The sequence below is a fragment of the Comamonas testosteroni genome (assembly GCF_030505195.1).
Lineage (GTDB): Bacteria > Pseudomonadota > Gammaproteobacteria > Burkholderiales > Burkholderiaceae_C > Comamonas > Comamonas testosteroni_G.
This window is the reverse complement of record NZ_CP129672.1, coordinates 2,037,834-2,052,026: the sequence shown is the minus strand read 5'-3', so window position 1 is coordinate 2,052,026 and position 14,193 is coordinate 2,037,834. Positions and strand designations below refer to the sequence as shown.

Below are 14,193 nucleotides of genomic sequence, written 5' to 3'. Positions count from 1 at the left end.
CATCCATTGAAACTCCGACATGACGAGCACCGCCCCCCGCATTTTGCTGATTGAAGACGACGCCAGCATCCGCCGCTTTGTGCGACTGGCATTGGAGGACGAAGGCTGGCAGGTGTTCGAGTCCGAAACCGCCAGGCGCGGCCTGATCGAGGCCGCCAGCCGCCAGCCCGACGCCGTCGTGCTGGACCTGGGGCTGCCCGATGCGGATGGCAAGACCGTGATTGCCGAGCTGCGCAGCTGGAGCCAGTTGCCGATTCTGATCCTGTCCGCGCGCGAGCGGGAAGAGGAGAAGGTGGCGGCGCTGGACGCCGGTGCCGATGACTACCTGACCAAGCCCTTTGGCGTGCCGGAGCTGCTGGCCAGGTTGCGCGTGATGCTGCGCCGCCGCCAGCAGGCCTCGGGGGCAGACAAGCCCGGCAACTGTGCGCGTTTCGGCACGGTGGTGGTGGATCTGGCGGCGCACGATGTCAAGCGTGACGGAGCGGCCGTGCACCTCACACCCATTGAGTTTCGTCTGCTGGCGACGCTGATTGCCGGTCATGGCAAGGTGCTGACGCATCGCCAGCTGCTGCTGCAGGTCTGGGGGGCGGAGTATCTGGACCGACCTCACTATCTGCGCGTGCACATGGCCAACCTGCGCCAGAAGATAGAGAGCGATCCGGCCCAGCCCCGGCATCTGGTAACCGAGTTGCAAGTCGGTTATCGCTTGGTGGGCCTGGAAGGCTGATTCCTTTATAATCGCCCTCCATCCGAGGAGCGTTGCAGCGTTCCCCCGGCCAGCCATGAGCTGGTCTGCGCGGGGCGTGAGGCTCGGATTTCATCCCGCAACGACGCTCGCCCACGCTTTCTGTGCGGTGAGCCGGTTCATTCCCCCTCTGCTGCAGAACGTGGTTTTTCATTCAAGATTTGGAGAAAACCATGAACGCTGCCGTGCGCTTCAACCCCGCTGATTCGGCCATTACCGATATTTCCCTGGCTGCCTGGGGCCGCAAGGAAATCAGGATCGCCGAAACCGAAATGCCCGGTCTGATGGCTGTGCGTGAAGAGTTCGCCGCTGCCCAGCCCCTGAAGGGCGCGCGCATCACCGGCTCGCTGCACATGACCATCCAGACGGCCGTGCTGATCGAGACGCTGACGGCTCTGGGCGCACAAGTGCGCTGGGCTTCGTGCAACATCTTCTCGACCCAGGACCACGCAGCAGCAGCCATCGCCGAAACCGGCGTGCCTGTCTACGCCATCAAGGGCGAGTCGCTGGAAGACTACTGGAACTACACCCACAGCATCTTTGAATTCGGCGCCGCCGGCACCGAAGGCGAAGGCCCCAACATGATCCTGGACGACGGCGGCGATGCCACCATGCTCATGCACCTGGGCAAGCGCGCCGAGAAGGACCTGTCCGTGCTGGCCAACCCCGGCTCGGAAGAAGAGCGCATCGTCTTCGCCGCCATCAAGGCCAAGCTGGCCGTGGACCCCACCTGGTACAGCCGCAAGTCGGCCCAGATCCTGGGCGTGACCGAAGAAACCACCACTGGCGTGCACCGCCTGAACGAAATGTCTGCCAACGGCAGCCTGCTGTTCCGCGCGATCAATGTGAATGACTCGGTGACCAAGTCCAAGTTCGACAACCTGTACGGCTGCCGCGAATCGCTGGTGGACGGCATCAAGCGCGCCACCGACGTGATGATCGCCGGCAAGGTTGCCGTGGTCGCCGGTTACGGCGACGTGGGCAAGGGCTGCGCCCAGGCGCTGTCTGCGCTGCGCGCTCAAGTGTGGGTGACCGAGATCGACCCCATCAATGCACTGCAGGCCGCCATGGAAGGCTACAAGGTCGTGACCATGGAATATGCCGCCGACAAGTGCGACATCTTCGTGACCACCACCGGCAACAAGGACATCATCCGCCACGAGCACATGGTCGCCATGAAGGATGAGGCCATCGTCTGCAACATCGGTCACTTCGACAACGAAATCGATGTCGCTTCGATCGAGAAGTACGAGTGGGAAGAGATCAAGCCCCAGGTCGACCACATCACCTTCCCCGACGGCAAGAAGATCATCCTGCTGGCCAAAGGCCGCCTGGTGAACCTGGGTTGCGCCACCGGCCACCCCAGCTTCGTGATGTCCAACTCGTTTGCCAACCAGACCCTGGCGCAGATCGAGCTGTTCACCCGCCCCGACGCCTACGAAGTGGGCAAGGTCTATGTGCTGCCCAAGGTGCTGGACGAGAAGGTCGCACGCCTGCACCTGAAGAAGGTGGGCGCCCAGCTGACCGAGCTGAGCGACGAGCAAGCCGCTTATATCGGCGTGAGCAAGCAAGGCCCTTACAAGCCTGAAACTTATCGCTATTAAGCACCCCCTGAGCGGCGGCCCCGCCGCTTCCCCCTCTCTGGCGCTTTGCGCCGGAGGGGGACGACAGCTTTGCTGCGCGGCGGCGCTTGCTCGCTGTCACTTTGCTAGGCTCTGCCAGTATTAGTGAGCGGCTGTCGTGGTTTAAATTTTATAGCTGCTTGCGCACGTCATATATAGATTTCAGGTGAATATTTATCTGAAATCAAGATGTATCAAGCGTAGGCTGCTATCTCAAAAGATTTCTTTTGCCCGCTGCATCTTTGTGCAGCGCCTGGCGCCGGTTTATTTCAAAGGAAGCGACGCTATGCGCGCAGATGTTTTTTTGGTTGAAGCAGGTCATGCTGCCACCCGTTCCCAGGCCCAGCGCCTGATCGCCTCGGGTGTGGAGTGGCGCCTGACGCCGCTGGCGCCATGGAAGAAAGTGGCCAAGAACGGCGACGAGATCCCTGCCGGTGCCGAGCTGCAGCTGCTGGACGCCGCCGAGGCCAAATACATCTCGCGCGGCGGACTCAAGCTCGAGGGCGCGCTGGCCGCGACCGGCCTGAGCGTCAAGGGCTTGCGCTGCCTGGACGTGGGTCAGAGCACGGGCGGCTTCACCGATTGCCTGCTGCAGGCCGGTGCGACCCAGGTCATCGGCATCGACGTGGGTCATGGCCAGCTGCACGAGCGCCTGAAAAGTGACGAGCGCGTGGTCTGCGTCGAGGGCTTCAACGCCCGCGCGCTGACGCCCGAGCTGCTGGAGAAGGCCTGCGACGAGGCGCTGTGCGAAGTCATCGAGGAAGAAGAGGACAACGACACCCAGCCCGTCGCTCCCTATGCCTGGATGCGCAACGGCGGTCAGGTCGATGAAGACTATGACGACAGCGACGATGCCAAGGAGCAGGAAGTCGAGAGCTTCAAGGCCGAGCGCGCCGCCAAGGCCAAGGCCCGGGCCGAAGGGCTGGCTCCGGTGGAGTTGCGCCGCAAGCCCGGCACCGAGCATATCGACATCAGCCCGACGTTTGATTTCGTGACCGGCGATCTGTCCTTCATCTCGCTGACCCTGGTGCTGCCTGCCGTGGTGCAACTGCTCAAGCCCCATGGCCAGCTGCTGATGCTGGTCAAGCCCCAGTTCGAGCTGCAGCCCGGCCAGATCGGCAAGGGCGGCATTGTGCGCGACACGGCCTTGTACGCCGAGGTCGAAAAGCGCATTCGCGACTGCCTCGGCGATCTGGGGCTGAGCGTCAAGCAGTGGCTGGACTCGTCCATTGAAGGCGGCGACGGCAATCACGAATTCTTTGTCTGGGCCCAGCAGGGCGCTGAAGTCAAGGCTCCGGCCCCGGCTGTTGCAGACGAATCGGCTGCGGCCAGGCCAGCCGTCAAGGCGGCCGCCAAGCGCCCTTCGCGTGCCGACATCAAGGCCCAGCGCGCCAAGCAGGAGCTCTACGAAGACCCCGAGGTGGCTAGCTTCGGTCAGCCCGGCCCGGCCCGCAGCAAGCAGAAAAAGCGCAACGACCGTTGAGCGTTGAGTAAAAAAGCGTGGCGGGTGCCGAGCCTTCGACGCCCGCCCATGACCCAGGATTCAGAGACATAGACCGCCATGAGCTTTCCCGTCAGCTTCGAGTTTTTCCCCACCAAGACGCCCGAAGGCGCTGCCAAGCATGTGGGCGTGCGCCAGGCCCTGTATGCGCGCAAGCCCGAGTTCTGCTCCGTGACCTATGGCGCGGGCGGCTCCACCCAGGCCGGCACCTTCACCATGGTGCGCGACATCCAGAACGAAGGTGTGGGCGCGGCCTCGCACTTCTCCTGCATCGGCGCCACGCATGAGAAAGTGCGCGCCGAACTGAGCGAACTCAAGGCCATGGGCGTCAAGCGCATCGTCGCCTTGCGCGGCGACCTGCCCAGCGGCTACGGCCTGGGCGGCGAGTTCCAGTACGCCAGCGATCTGGTGGCATTCGTACGCCAGGAGTTCGGCGACTGGTTTCACATCGAAGTGGCCGCCTATCCCGAAACTCACCCCCAAGCAAAGTCCCCTCGCAGCGATCTGGACGCATTTGTTGCTAAAGTGCGCGCTGGTGCAGATTCCGCCATCACGCAATACTTCTACAATGCCGACGCATACATGCGCTTTGTCGATGAGGTGAAGGCTCTGGGGCTCGACGTGCCGGTCGTGCCAGGAATCATGCCCATTACCAGCTCTACGCAGCTGATGCGCTTCTCGGATGCATGTGGTGCCGAGATTCCGCGCTGGATTCGTCTGCGTCTGCAGGCGTTCGGAGATGACACCGCTTCCATTCGTGCGTTCGGTCTGGATGTCGTGACTCATCTATGCGAGCAGTTGCGCAGCCAGGGTGCTCCCGGGCTGCACTTCTATACGATGAACCAGAGCGTCGCCACTCTGGAGATCTGCGACCGTCTGGGCCTGTAAGCCAAAAGCTTGCCGGCCGCGAGGCGGCCGGTCTTGGGCGGCTCTCACTTGAGCTTTCAAGGAGATTGCGCCCGTGCAACCGAAATTTTGGCGCTTGCGTTGTTGTCAGTGGATAGGTCTTGCCGTCGTCACCGCGACCATGGCCGGCTGTGCTCCACTGTCGCAAAAGCCTGAGGAACAGCCTCCCGTCGTTCAGAGCCAGCCCCGAAAAAAGGGCGCGCAGCCCACGGTCTCCGCCCCCCTGCTGCCCGACGCCTATGCGCGCAGCAACTATCGCGACAAAGGCCTGGGCGTCAAGGCCAACAAGCCTGCGGATGCCGACAAGGCAGACCTGCCCGAAGACAGCACCAAGTACGAGCTGAGCCCGCCGCGTGAAAGCGACCAGGCGGGCCTGGCCTCCTGGTATGGCGAGCAGTTCCACGGCCGCAAGACGGCCAGCGGCGAGCGTTTTGACAGCATGGACTTGACGGCAGCGCACAAGACCCTGCCCTTCGGGACGCGCGTTTGCGTGCGTAGCTCCGTGACCGGCAAGAGCGTGGTGGTGCGAATCAATGATCGCGGCCCCTTCGCGCCTGGTCGCGTCATCGACCTGAGCAAGGCCGCCGCCCAGGAGCTGGGCATGCTGGGCCTGGGCATCAAGCCCGTGGAGCTGTGGCAGCTGGACGCCGATGAAGACGAGTGCCCGGCCACGCTCAATGCGTCGAGCCGAAAGCGTCACCCCAGCGTGGCGCAGGGAGCTGCCGCCGCCAAGACGCGCGCGGCATCCGCGAATCAGCCCGCGCGCAAGGTCTCCCACGCCGCCAAGCGCAAGCGCTGAACCATCATTGCCGGTTGAAGGCGGCGCGCCGCCTGCGCAGCTGGTGCGCCTGGACGGCAAAGGGACTGCAAAGCGCCGGCAAAGGTCGGCAAGGGCCGACCCGCAACTGCTCTGTTAGCCGCCGGACTCCAGCGTGAATCCTGCATTGCTGTCCTGACCCAGCAGCTTGACCAGCTGCGGCATGGCGGGCTTGAGCTGATCCTTGAGATTGAACGGCGGGTTGATCAAAAACATGCCGCTGGCGGGCAGGCCGCCGCGCTCGGAGGTCTTGTTGCTCTTGACCGTGAGCGTTGCATGCAGCCAGCTCTTGCCGGCCTTGGTGGCCATGGTCTTGAGCCGCTTGGGCAGATCATGGGCGTCGGGGCGCGGGATGATGGGATACCAGACGGCGTAAGTGCCTGTGGGAAAGCGCTTGAGGCCGTCCGCCACCATGTCCAGCACGCGGCCGTAGTCGGTCTTCAGTTCGTAGCTCGGATCGCAGAGCAGCAAGGCGCGGCGCGATGGCGGAGGCAGGAATTTCTTCACGCCTTCAAAGCCATCCTCGTGCAGGATGACGACCTGGCGCCTGGCTTCCAGCTGGGCCATGTTGCCGATCAGCGAGCGCATGTCCGTGGGGTGCAGCTCAAAGGCCTTGAGACGGTCATGACCGCGCAGCAGTGCCTGGGTGATGAAGGGCGAGCCGGGATAGTTGCGTATGGCATTGCCCTGGTTGAAGCGACGCACCATCTGAAGATAGTCCTGCAGCACCGGGGCCAGCTCGGCCTCCTTGGCGGCAGCCAGGCGCAGCACGCCTTCTTCGGCCTCGCCGCTCTTGCTGGCGTAGTCGCCGTCCAGGCGGTACAGGCCTGCGCCGCCGTGGGTGTCGAGCACCGTCAGCGCAGCCTCTTTTTGCGTGAGGTATTGCACGGTGGCAATCAGAACGGTGTGCTTGAGCACATCGGCGTGATTGCCTGCATGGAAGGCGTGGCGGTAACTGAACATAGAAATGGATGGTAACCAGCAGGGCAAGAGGGGAACAGCACTTTTTACCCTGTGGTCTTTAAAGGCTGTCGTCGCCTGGGTGCAGAGGGAGAAACAGGCACTGGGGGCTGTTTCACAACAGGCTGCTGCACGAAAACACGCAGATTCTGGCGTTTTTGTATAATGGCGGGCTTCGCAGCGATTTTATGGTTCCCGCGGCGAAGGCTTGGGCCAAGTTTAAATGGGTCCGAGTAACCCCGCCTAAGAGGCTTCCTTTAAAAGACCTGTCTTTTTCAAGAAGAAGCACCGACCGCGGAAAAGGGACCGCCAAACCCTCTTGAAAGAGAAAACTCATGTCTACATTCAGCGCAAAGCCCGCTGAGGTGCAACACGAGTGGTTTGTGATTGACGCCACCGATAAGGTGCTCGGACGTGTCGCCAGCGAAGTGGCACTCCGTCTGCGCGGCAAGCACAAGGCCATTTACACACCTCACGTTGACACCGGTGACTACATCGTCATCATCAACGCCTCCAAGCTCAAGGTCACTGGTACCAAGAACCTGGACAAGGTGTACTACCGTCACTCCGGTTTCCCCGGTGGCATCACTGCTACCAACTTCCGCGACCTGCAAGCCAAGTTCCCTGGCCGTGCTCTCGAGAAGGCCGTCAAGGGCATGCTGCCCAAGGGTCCTCTGGGCTACGCCATGATCAAGAAGCTGAAGGTTTACGGCGGTGCTGAGCACCCCCATACCGCACAGCAGCCTAAGGCTCTGGAAATCTAAGGAGACCTAGATGATTGGTGATTGGAATAATGGCACAGGCCGTCGCAAGTCCAGCGTCGCTCGCGTGTTTCTGAAGAAGGGCTCCGGCAAGATTACTGTGAATGGCAAAGACATTCAGCAGTACTTCGGCCGCGAAACCTCCATCATGATCGCAAAGCAACCCCTGGTTCTGACTGAGAACCTGGAGACTTTCGACATTCAAGTGAACGTCCATGGCGGCGGCGAATCCGGTCAAGCCGGTGCAACCCGTCACGGCATCACTCGTGCCCTGATCGACTATGACGCAGCTCTGAAGCCTGCACTGAGCCAAGCCGGCTTCGTGACTCGCGACGCTCGTGAAGTCGAACGTAAGAAGGTCGGTCTGCACTCCGCACGCCGCGCCAAGCAGTTCTCGAAGCGTTAATCCGCGTCCCCTGCAGGAAAGACTCTTCGGAGTCTTTTCAAGAAAAGCCGCCTCGAATGCAAGTTCCAGGCGGTTTTTTCATGGGCGGCCTGCGCCTTGTCCAGCGCTTGCGCAAAGCCCCCACTTGCTCTGGCGACAAACAGATACGGCCGGTATTCCCGAGCCCCTTGCTGTACCATTTCAGCCAATCAAGAAACTACGGAGTAATGCCATGAGCGCCGTTGCTGAAACCACGACCACCGAAATGCCTTCCCCCATCGTCTTCACCGACAGCGCTGCTGCCAAGGTGGCCGACCTGATCGCCGAAGAGGGCAATCCCGATCTGAAGCTGCGCGTTTTTGTGCAAGGTGGTGGCTGCTCCGGTTTCCAGTACGGTTTCACCTTCGACGAGATCACCAACGACGACGACACCACCATGACCAAGAACGGTGTCTCGCTGCTGATCGACTCCATGAGCTATCAGTATCTGGTGGGTGCCGAGATCGACTACAAGGAAGACCTGCAGGGCGCTCAGTTCGTGATCAAGAACCCCAATGCCTCGACCACCTGCGGTTGTGGCTCCAGCTTCTCGGTCTGAGTGAGATGATTGTCTGCGCGCCGGCCGCTCTGGTCTGGCGCTTGCATATTGCTTAAGCCGCTGCCTGTCAGCGGCTTTTTTGTTGCCGTGCCGCCTTGTTCCGGAGCTGCCCATGGGTGAGATGCCCGCCGCGCACCATAGTGCCCCCCATAAAGAAAGACTGCTGTGGCTGGTGGCCATAGGCTTTTTCATGCAGTCGCTGGACGCGACCATTCTCAACACGGCCTTGCCGGCCATGGCGACCGAGCTGGGCGAGAGTCCGATGAAGATGCAGTCCGTCATCGTGGCCTATGCGCTGACCACGGCCATGCTGATTCCGGCCACGGGCTGGGTGGCCGACCGCTTTGGCACGCGGCGCGTCTATGGCTGGGCGATAGGGCTGTTTGTGCTGGGCTCGGTGCTGTGCGCGCTCTCGCCCAGCCTGCCGTTTTTGATCGCGGCGCGCGTGGTGCAGGGCGTGGGTGGGGCCATGATGCTGCCCGTGGGGCGGCTGGCCGTGCTGCGCACCTATCCGCGTGGCGAGTTCATTCGCGCCATGAGCTTTATCGCCATTCCCGGCCAGGTCGGGCCGCTGCTGGGGCCTACCCTGGGCGGCTGGATGGTGGAGTACGCCAGCTGGCACTGGATCTTCTGGATCAATGTGCCCGTGGGCCTGATCGGGCTGTGGGCGACCTGGCGCTGGTTCCCGCGCAGCGCGCCCGTGCCCGTGCACCGCTTTGACGGCACGGGCTACGCCATGCTGGCCTTCGGCATGGTGGCCATTTCCATCGCGCTGGACGGCCTGTCCGGCATGGGGCTGGGCATGGCGCTGGTGGTGGTGCTCATGGTGTTCGGCCTGGCCAGCCTGGCCAGCTACTGGATGCATGCGCTGCGTGTGGATGAGCCGTTGTTCCCGCCGGGCCTGTTCAAGGTGCGCTCGCTGCGCGTGGGGCTGCTGGGCAATCTGTTCACCCGTTTCGGCAGCGGCGCCGCGCCGTTCCTGATCCCGCTGATGCTGCAGGTCGGCCTCAAGATGTCGCCCATGAACGCGGGTCTGATGATGCTGGCCACGGTCACCGGCAGCATGCTGGTCAAGCGCGTCGCGGTGCGCACGGTGCAGCACTTCGGCTACAAGCGCGTGCTGCAGGTCAACTCGGTGATGCTGGCCTTGATGCTGGCCTCGTTCGGGCTGGTGGTGCCGGGAACGCCGGTCTGGCTGCTGCTGGTGCAGCTGTTCATCTTCGGCGGCTTCAACTCCATGCAGTTCTCGGCCATGAATTCGGTCACGCTCAAGGATATGGAGGGCGAGTCGGCCAGCAGCGGCAACAGCCTGCTGTCCATGGTGCAGATGCTGGCCATGAGCATGGGCGTGGCCCTGGCCGGCGCCCTGCTGACGGGCTTCAGCGATATGTGGCCGGCGCACAGCGACGAGCGCATGCAGGCCATTCGCGCGACCTTTGTGACGGTGGCTCTGATGACGCTGGCGGCAACGCTGGTGTTCAGCCAGCTCGATGCCGACGAGCCCGTGCGCCCGGCTCCGGATGGCGGCGATGCCTGAAAAATTTGATAGCTGGTGGCGCTTGTCAATAAACGATTTCAGATAGTTTTGTCTTTGAAATTGTTGATTGGAAAGTGCTATTAGCTATTAATGTGGGAGCGTTACTCTGCTCCCACTTCCTGGGACTTACCCGTAGGCAACCGGGTTTTGTACGGGTTCTCCCTTGATTTTGGTCATGGATATATGACGCACTACATAGCCCCTATGAGCGCGTCCATATGAGAAGCTGCCCCTGCAGGCGTAGCCTTCGATCTTGACGAATGCTGCGTTTGGAATGCATCTTGCATGCAGGCATTCAATCTCACCCAGTCCCACGATCATGAGCACCAGTCAGAACTCTCAACCGATACGCTTCTTCCACCGCGGCGAGGTGGTGGAAGTGCAAGGCCCGCACCCCACACGCTCCGTGCTGCAATGGCTGCGCGAGGATGCCCATTGCACCGGCACCAAGGAAGGCTGCAACGAAGGCGATTGCGGTGCCTGCACGGTCGTCATCGGCGAGCTGGCCGAAGCCGGCGATACCGAGGCCATCAACGGCCTGCGCCTGCAGACCGTCAATGCCTGCATTCAATTTCTGCCCAGTCTGCATGGCAAGGCCTTGTTCACGGTGGAAGACCTCAAGAGCCAGTGCGCGGGCAAGTCTGCCTGCGCCGGCAAGCCGGCAGGCCCGCAAAGCCTGCATCCGGTACAGCAGGCCATGGTGGAGTGCCATGGCTCGCAATGCGGCTTCTGCACGCCCGGCATCGTGATGACGCTGTGGTCGGCCTATGAGCATCACCAGCAGCAGGGTAGCGAGCCCACGCGCCAGCAGCTGGCCGACGAACTCTCGGGCAATCTGTGCCGCTGCACGGGCTACCGCCCGATTCTCGATGCCGGTCAGCGCATGTTCGACCTGCCTGCCGCGCGACTGGATACGGCACCCGTGGTGGCTGCGCTGCAGGGGCTGAAGGCCGAGGCTGGCGATGCAGGGCTGAACTATGCGGCCCCCCAGGGCCTGCGCACCGACTTCTTCCACGCTCCGCGCACGCTGGCAGAGCTGGCCGGCCTGTGCGAGGCCAAGCCCAAGGCGCGCATCGTGGCCGGCTCCACCGATGTGGGGCTCTGGGTCAACAAGCAGTTTCGCGATCTGGGCGACATGATTTACGTCGGCGACGTGGCCGAGATGAAGCGCATCGAAGTGCGGCCCGACGCCGAGGGCGGCGAGCTGTATATCGGCGCGGGTGCGTCGCTGGAGTCCGCCTGGAGCGCGCTGGTGCAGCGCTGGCCCAGTCTGACCGATGTCTGGCTGCGCTTTGCCTCCACACCCATCCGCCATGCAGGGACCATGGGCGGCAATGTGGCCAACGGCTCGCCGATCGGCGATTCGCCGCCCGTGCTGATGGCGCTGGACGCCCAGATCGAGCTGCGCAAGGGCGAGCGTGTGCGCCGCATGCCGCTGACGGAGTTCTATCTGGACTATATGAAGAACCAGCTGGAGGCGGGCGAGTTCGTGCAGGCTTTGGCGGTGCCGCTGGCGACCATGCAGCGTCAGGTGCGCGGCTACAAGATCAGCAAGCGCTTCGACTGCGATATCTCGGCCCTGTGCGCCGGCTTTGCCATCGAGCTCGATGGCGAGGTGGTGCAATCCATCCGACTGGCCTTTGGCGGCATGGCGGCCACGGTCAGAAGAGCGGCGGGCGCCGAAGCGGCCCTGCTGGGCAAGCCCTGGAGCCTTGAGAACGTGAAGGCCGCACAGGCCGCGCTGGCCCAGGATTTCAAGCCCATGAGCGATATGCGCGCCAGCGCCGATTACCGCCTCAAGGTGGCACAGAACCTGATTCAGCGTCTGTGGCTGGAAACGCGTGCCGAGCAGCCGCAAAGTACCGAGGCGACCAGTGTCTGGAGCGTGATGCCCCATGTTGTTCCTGCCGCCGTGGAGCAAGGAGTCTGAAATGAACCACCCCCTTGAATTGACGAATGAACTGGTGGCAGAAGCCTTTGCCGATTACCGCAAGAACCAGGCCTATCGGATCGACGAAGTGACCGAGGCCAAGGCCCATGACCAGGGCGCGCGCGTGGGTGTCAGCCGCAAGCATGAGTCCGCACACCTGCATGTGGCCGGCGAGGCCGCCTATATCGACGACCTGCCCGAGCTGGAAGGCACGCTGCATTGCGCCCTGGGGCTCTCGCCCGTGGCTCACGGCCGTCTGACGGCGCTGGCGCTGGAGGCCGTGCGCGCCATGCCCGAAGTGGTGGACGTGATCACGGCAGCCGATATTCCCGGCGTCAACGACTGCGGCTCCATCATTCATGACGACCCGATCCTGTGCGATGGCGAGATCCGCTACGTAGGCCAGCCCCTGTTCGCCGTGATTGCCCGCTCGCGCGATGCGGCGCGGCGTGCGGCTGCCCTGGCCAAGGCGGCCGCCACCATCAGTGAGCTGGCGCCCGTGCTGACGCCGCGCCAGGCCCATGAGCTGGGCCAGTACGTGATGCCGCCCATGCACCTGGAGCGCAGCACCCGCGAAGGCGGCGCGCGCGCCGCCATGGATGCCGCGCCGCACCGCCTCAAGGGCTCCTTCGATGTGGGCGGGCAGGAGCAGTTCTATCTGGAAGGGCAGATCAGCTACGCCACGCCCAAGGAGGACGGGGCCGTGCATATTCACTGCTCCACCCAGCATCCCAGCGAGATGCAGCATCTGGTGGCGCATGCCCTGGGCGTGGCTTCGCACTGCGTGCATGTGGAATGCCGGCGCATGGGCGGCGGCTTCGGCGGCAAGGAGTCGCAGTCGGCGCTGTTTGCCTGCGTGGCGGCCGTGGCGGCCACCCGGCTGCAAAAGCCGGTCAAGCTGCGCCTGGACCGCGACGACGACTTCATGATCACCGGTCGCCGTCACTGCTTCTGGTATGAGTACGACGTGGGCTATGACGATGAGGGCCGCGTGCTGGGCGCCGAGATCTCCATGGTCTCGCGCGCCGGTCACTCTGCCGATCTGTCGGCGCCGGTGATGACGCGTGCGCTGTGCCATTTCGACAATACCTACTGGCTGCCCGATGTGCTCATGCATGGCTATATGGGCAAGACCAATACCCAGAGCAATACGGCTTTCCGTGGCTTTGGCGGCCCCCAGGGCGCGATTGCCATCGAGAACATTCTGGATACGGTGGCCCGCAGCCTGGGGCGCGATCCGCTCGATGTGCGGCGCGTCAACTTCTACGGCAAGGGCGAGCGCAACATCACGCCCTACGAGCAGGTCGTGACCGATAACGTGATTCACGAGCTGGTGGCCGAGCTGGAGGAGTCCAGCGACTACCGTGCGCGCCGCGCGGCCGTGAATGCCTTCAACGCCGGCAGTGCCGTGCTCAAGCGCGGCCTGGCGCTGACACCGCTGAAGTTCGGCATCTCCTTCAATGTGGCCCACTTCAATCAGGCCGGCGCACTGGTCCATATCTATACCGATGGCTCGATTCTCGTGAACCATGGCGGCACCGAAATGGGCCAGGGCCTGAACACCAAGGTGGCCCAGGTGGTGGCGCATGAGCTGGGCGTGGCCTTCGAGAATGTGCGTGTGACGGCCACCGATACCAGCAAGGTGGCCAACACCTCGGCCACGGCGGCTTCGACGGGGGCCGACCTCAACGGCAAGGCCGCACAGGATGCCGCACGTCAGCTGCGCGAGCGTCTGGCCGAATGCGCAGCGCGCCTGCATGGCGGCGAAGCGCATGACGTGCGCTTTGCCAACAATGCGGTGCAGGTCAATGGCCAGAATGTGCCGTTTGCCGAGCTGGTGCGCGCCGCCTACCTGCAGCGTGTGCAGCTGTGGTCGGATGGCTTCTATGCGACGCCTGGCCTGCACTGGGATGGCAAGCGCATGAAGGGCCACCCCTTCTTCTACTTTGCCTATGGTGCAGCCGTCAGCGAAGTGGTCATCGATACGCTGACGGGCGAATGGAAGCTGTTGCGCGCCGATGTGCTGCATGACGTGGGCCGCTCGCTGAACCCGGCCGTCGATGTGGGCCAGGTGGAGGGCGCCTTTATCCAGGGCATGGGCTGGCTGACCACCGAAGAGCTGGTCTGGCATCCGCAAACCGGAAAGCTCACGACCCATGCGCCCAGCACCTACAAGATTCCTACTGCCAATGACTGCCCGCCGGTCTTCAATGTGCGCCTGTTCGAGGGTGACAACTATGAAGACTCCATCCACCGCAGCAAGGCCGTGGGCGAGCCGCCGCTGCTGCTGCCGTTCTCGGTGTTCTTCGCGATTCGCGATGCGGTGTCTGCCGCCGGCGAGCACCGGATGAACCCTCCACTGCAGGCACCTGCCACGTCAGAAGCCATCCTGCGCGCAGTGGAAGCCGTTCAAGGGCACACTGACTAGTTT

General features: G+C 63.0%; 12 protein-coding genes and 1 riboswitch. Of the genes, 11 read left to right on the top strand and 1 reads right to left on the bottom strand.

All coding sequences use genetic code 11. The features are described 5' to 3' along the window. Window positions 1-19 precede the first annotated feature (19 nt). The 5 genes from QYQ99_RS09380 (at window position 20) to QYQ99_RS09360 (ending at window position 5,573) form a co-directional block, all read left to right on the top strand. Window positions 20-727, top strand: coding sequence for a response regulator (locus QYQ99_RS09380; RefSeq protein ID WP_302092387.1), 708 nt, complete (start codon window positions 20-22; stop codon window positions 725-727). Window positions 728-745: 18 nt separating this feature from the next. Beyond that, window positions 746-843, top strand: a riboswitch (S-adenosyl-L-homocysteine riboswitch). Between the two features lie 75 nt (window positions 844-918). Further along, the gene (ahcY, locus tag QYQ99_RS09375) at window positions 919-2,349 is read left to right on the top strand and encodes an adenosylhomocysteinase (protein WP_302092386.1); all 1,431 of its coding nucleotides are present in this window, start codon (window positions 919-921) and stop codon (window positions 2,347-2,349) included. A 304-nt stretch (window positions 2,350-2,653) separates the two neighbouring features. Continuing rightward, window positions 2,654-3,850, top strand: coding sequence for a TlyA family RNA methyltransferase (locus tag QYQ99_RS09370; protein ID WP_302092385.1), 1,197 nt, complete (start codon window positions 2,654-2,656; stop codon window positions 3,848-3,850). A 78-nt stretch (window positions 3,851-3,928) separates the two neighbouring features. Continuing rightward, window positions 3,929-4,756 carry a methylenetetrahydrofolate reductase [NAD(P)H] gene (gene metF, locus QYQ99_RS09365; protein WP_302092384.1) on the top strand — a complete coding sequence of 276 codons (828 nt, stop codon included), beginning with the start codon at window positions 3,929-3,931 and terminating at the stop codon, window positions 4,754-4,756. Between the two features lie 139 nt (window positions 4,757-4,895). Further along, the gene (locus QYQ99_RS09360; protein WP_302092383.1) at window positions 4,896-5,573 is read left to right on the top strand and encodes a septal ring lytic transglycosylase RlpA family protein; all 678 of its coding nucleotides are present in this window, start codon (window positions 4,896-4,898) and stop codon (window positions 5,571-5,573) included. A gap of 114 nt (window positions 5,574-5,687) precedes the next feature. On the opposite strand, the gene QYQ99_RS09355 is transcribed toward QYQ99_RS09360, so the two are convergent. Next, complete coding sequence (locus QYQ99_RS09355; RefSeq protein ID WP_302092382.1) at window positions 5,688-6,554, bottom strand: 23S rRNA (adenine(2030)-N(6))-methyltransferase RlmJ; 867 nt, start codon at window positions 6,552-6,554, stop codon at window positions 5,688-5,690. A 332-nt stretch (window positions 6,555-6,886) separates the two neighbouring features. Here QYQ99_RS09355 and rplM point away from each other — a divergent pair, with 332 nt between their 5' ends. The 6 genes from rplM to xdhB all read left to right on the top strand — a co-directional run bounded on the left by rplM (window position 6,887) and on the right by xdhB (window position 14,190). Beyond that, complete coding sequence (gene rplM, locus QYQ99_RS09350) at window positions 6,887-7,315, top strand: 50S ribosomal protein L13 (protein ID WP_003059004.1); 429 nt, start codon at window positions 6,887-6,889, stop codon at window positions 7,313-7,315. Between the two features lie 10 nt (window positions 7,316-7,325). After that, on the top strand, window positions 7,326-7,718 hold the full coding sequence (gene rpsI, locus QYQ99_RS09345) for a 30S ribosomal protein S9 (protein ID WP_003059002.1): 393 nt from the start codon (window positions 7,326-7,328) through the stop codon (window positions 7,716-7,718). A gap of 211 nt (window positions 7,719-7,929) precedes the next feature. Beyond that, the gene (erpA, locus tag QYQ99_RS09340; RefSeq protein ID WP_003059000.1) at window positions 7,930-8,295 is read left to right on the top strand and encodes an iron-sulfur cluster insertion protein ErpA; all 366 of its coding nucleotides are present in this window, start codon (window positions 7,930-7,932) and stop codon (window positions 8,293-8,295) included. Between the two features lie 112 nt (window positions 8,296-8,407). Then, the gene (gene mdtD, locus QYQ99_RS09335) at window positions 8,408-9,832 is read left to right on the top strand and encodes a multidrug transporter subunit MdtD (protein ID WP_302092381.1); all 1,425 of its coding nucleotides are present in this window, start codon (window positions 8,408-8,410) and stop codon (window positions 9,830-9,832) included. 319 nt (window positions 9,833-10,151) lie between these two features. Beyond that, window positions 10,152-11,762 carry a xanthine dehydrogenase small subunit gene (gene xdhA, locus QYQ99_RS09330; protein ID WP_302092380.1) on the top strand — a complete coding sequence of 537 codons (1,611 nt, stop codon included), beginning with the start codon at window positions 10,152-10,154 and terminating at the stop codon, window positions 11,760-11,762. A gap of 1 nt (window position 11,763) precedes the next feature. Further along, window positions 11,764-14,190 (top strand): xanthine dehydrogenase molybdopterin binding subunit, encoded by a 2,427-nt coding sequence (xdhB, locus tag QYQ99_RS09325; RefSeq protein ID WP_302092379.1) that lies wholly within the window; start codon window positions 11,764-11,766, stop codon window positions 14,188-14,190. Window positions 14,191-14,193: the final 3 nt, after the last annotated feature.

What these genes read in the sequence shown, in the direction of transcription:
- QYQ99_RS09380 (WP_302092387.1), top strand. Translation starts at nt 20, where the DNA reads ATGACGAGCACCGCCCCCCGCATTTTGCTGATTGAAGACGACGCCAGC.
- ahcY (WP_302092386.1), top strand. Translation starts at nt 919, where the DNA reads ATGAACGCTGCCGTGCGCTTCAACCCCGCTGATTCGGCCATTACCGAT.
- QYQ99_RS09370 (WP_302092385.1), top strand. Translation starts at nt 2,654, where the DNA reads ATGCGCGCAGATGTTTTTTTGGTTGAAGCAGGTCATGCTGCCACCCGT.
- metF (WP_302092384.1), top strand. Translation starts at nt 3,929, where the DNA reads ATGAGCTTTCCCGTCAGCTTCGAGTTTTTCCCCACCAAGACGCCCGAA.
- QYQ99_RS09360 (WP_302092383.1), top strand. Translation starts at nt 4,896, where the DNA reads ATGGCCGGCTGTGCTCCACTGTCGCAAAAGCCTGAGGAACAGCCTCCC.
- QYQ99_RS09355 (WP_302092382.1), bottom strand. Translation starts at nt 6,554, where the DNA reads ATGTTCAGTTACCGCCACGCCTTCCATGCAGGCAATCACGCCGATGTG.
- rplM (WP_003059004.1), top strand. Translation starts at nt 6,887, where the DNA reads ATGTCTACATTCAGCGCAAAGCCCGCTGAGGTGCAACACGAGTGGTTT.
- rpsI (WP_003059002.1), top strand. Translation starts at nt 7,326, where the DNA reads ATGATTGGTGATTGGAATAATGGCACAGGCCGTCGCAAGTCCAGCGTC.
- erpA (WP_003059000.1), top strand. Translation starts at nt 7,930, where the DNA reads ATGAGCGCCGTTGCTGAAACCACGACCACCGAAATGCCTTCCCCCATC.
- mdtD (WP_302092381.1), top strand. Translation starts at nt 8,408, where the DNA reads ATGGGTGAGATGCCCGCCGCGCACCATAGTGCCCCCCATAAAGAAAGA.
- xdhA (WP_302092380.1), top strand. Translation starts at nt 10,152, where the DNA reads ATGAGCACCAGTCAGAACTCTCAACCGATACGCTTCTTCCACCGCGGC.
- xdhB (WP_302092379.1), top strand. Translation starts at nt 11,764, where the DNA reads ATGAACCACCCCCTTGAATTGACGAATGAACTGGTGGCAGAAGCCTTT.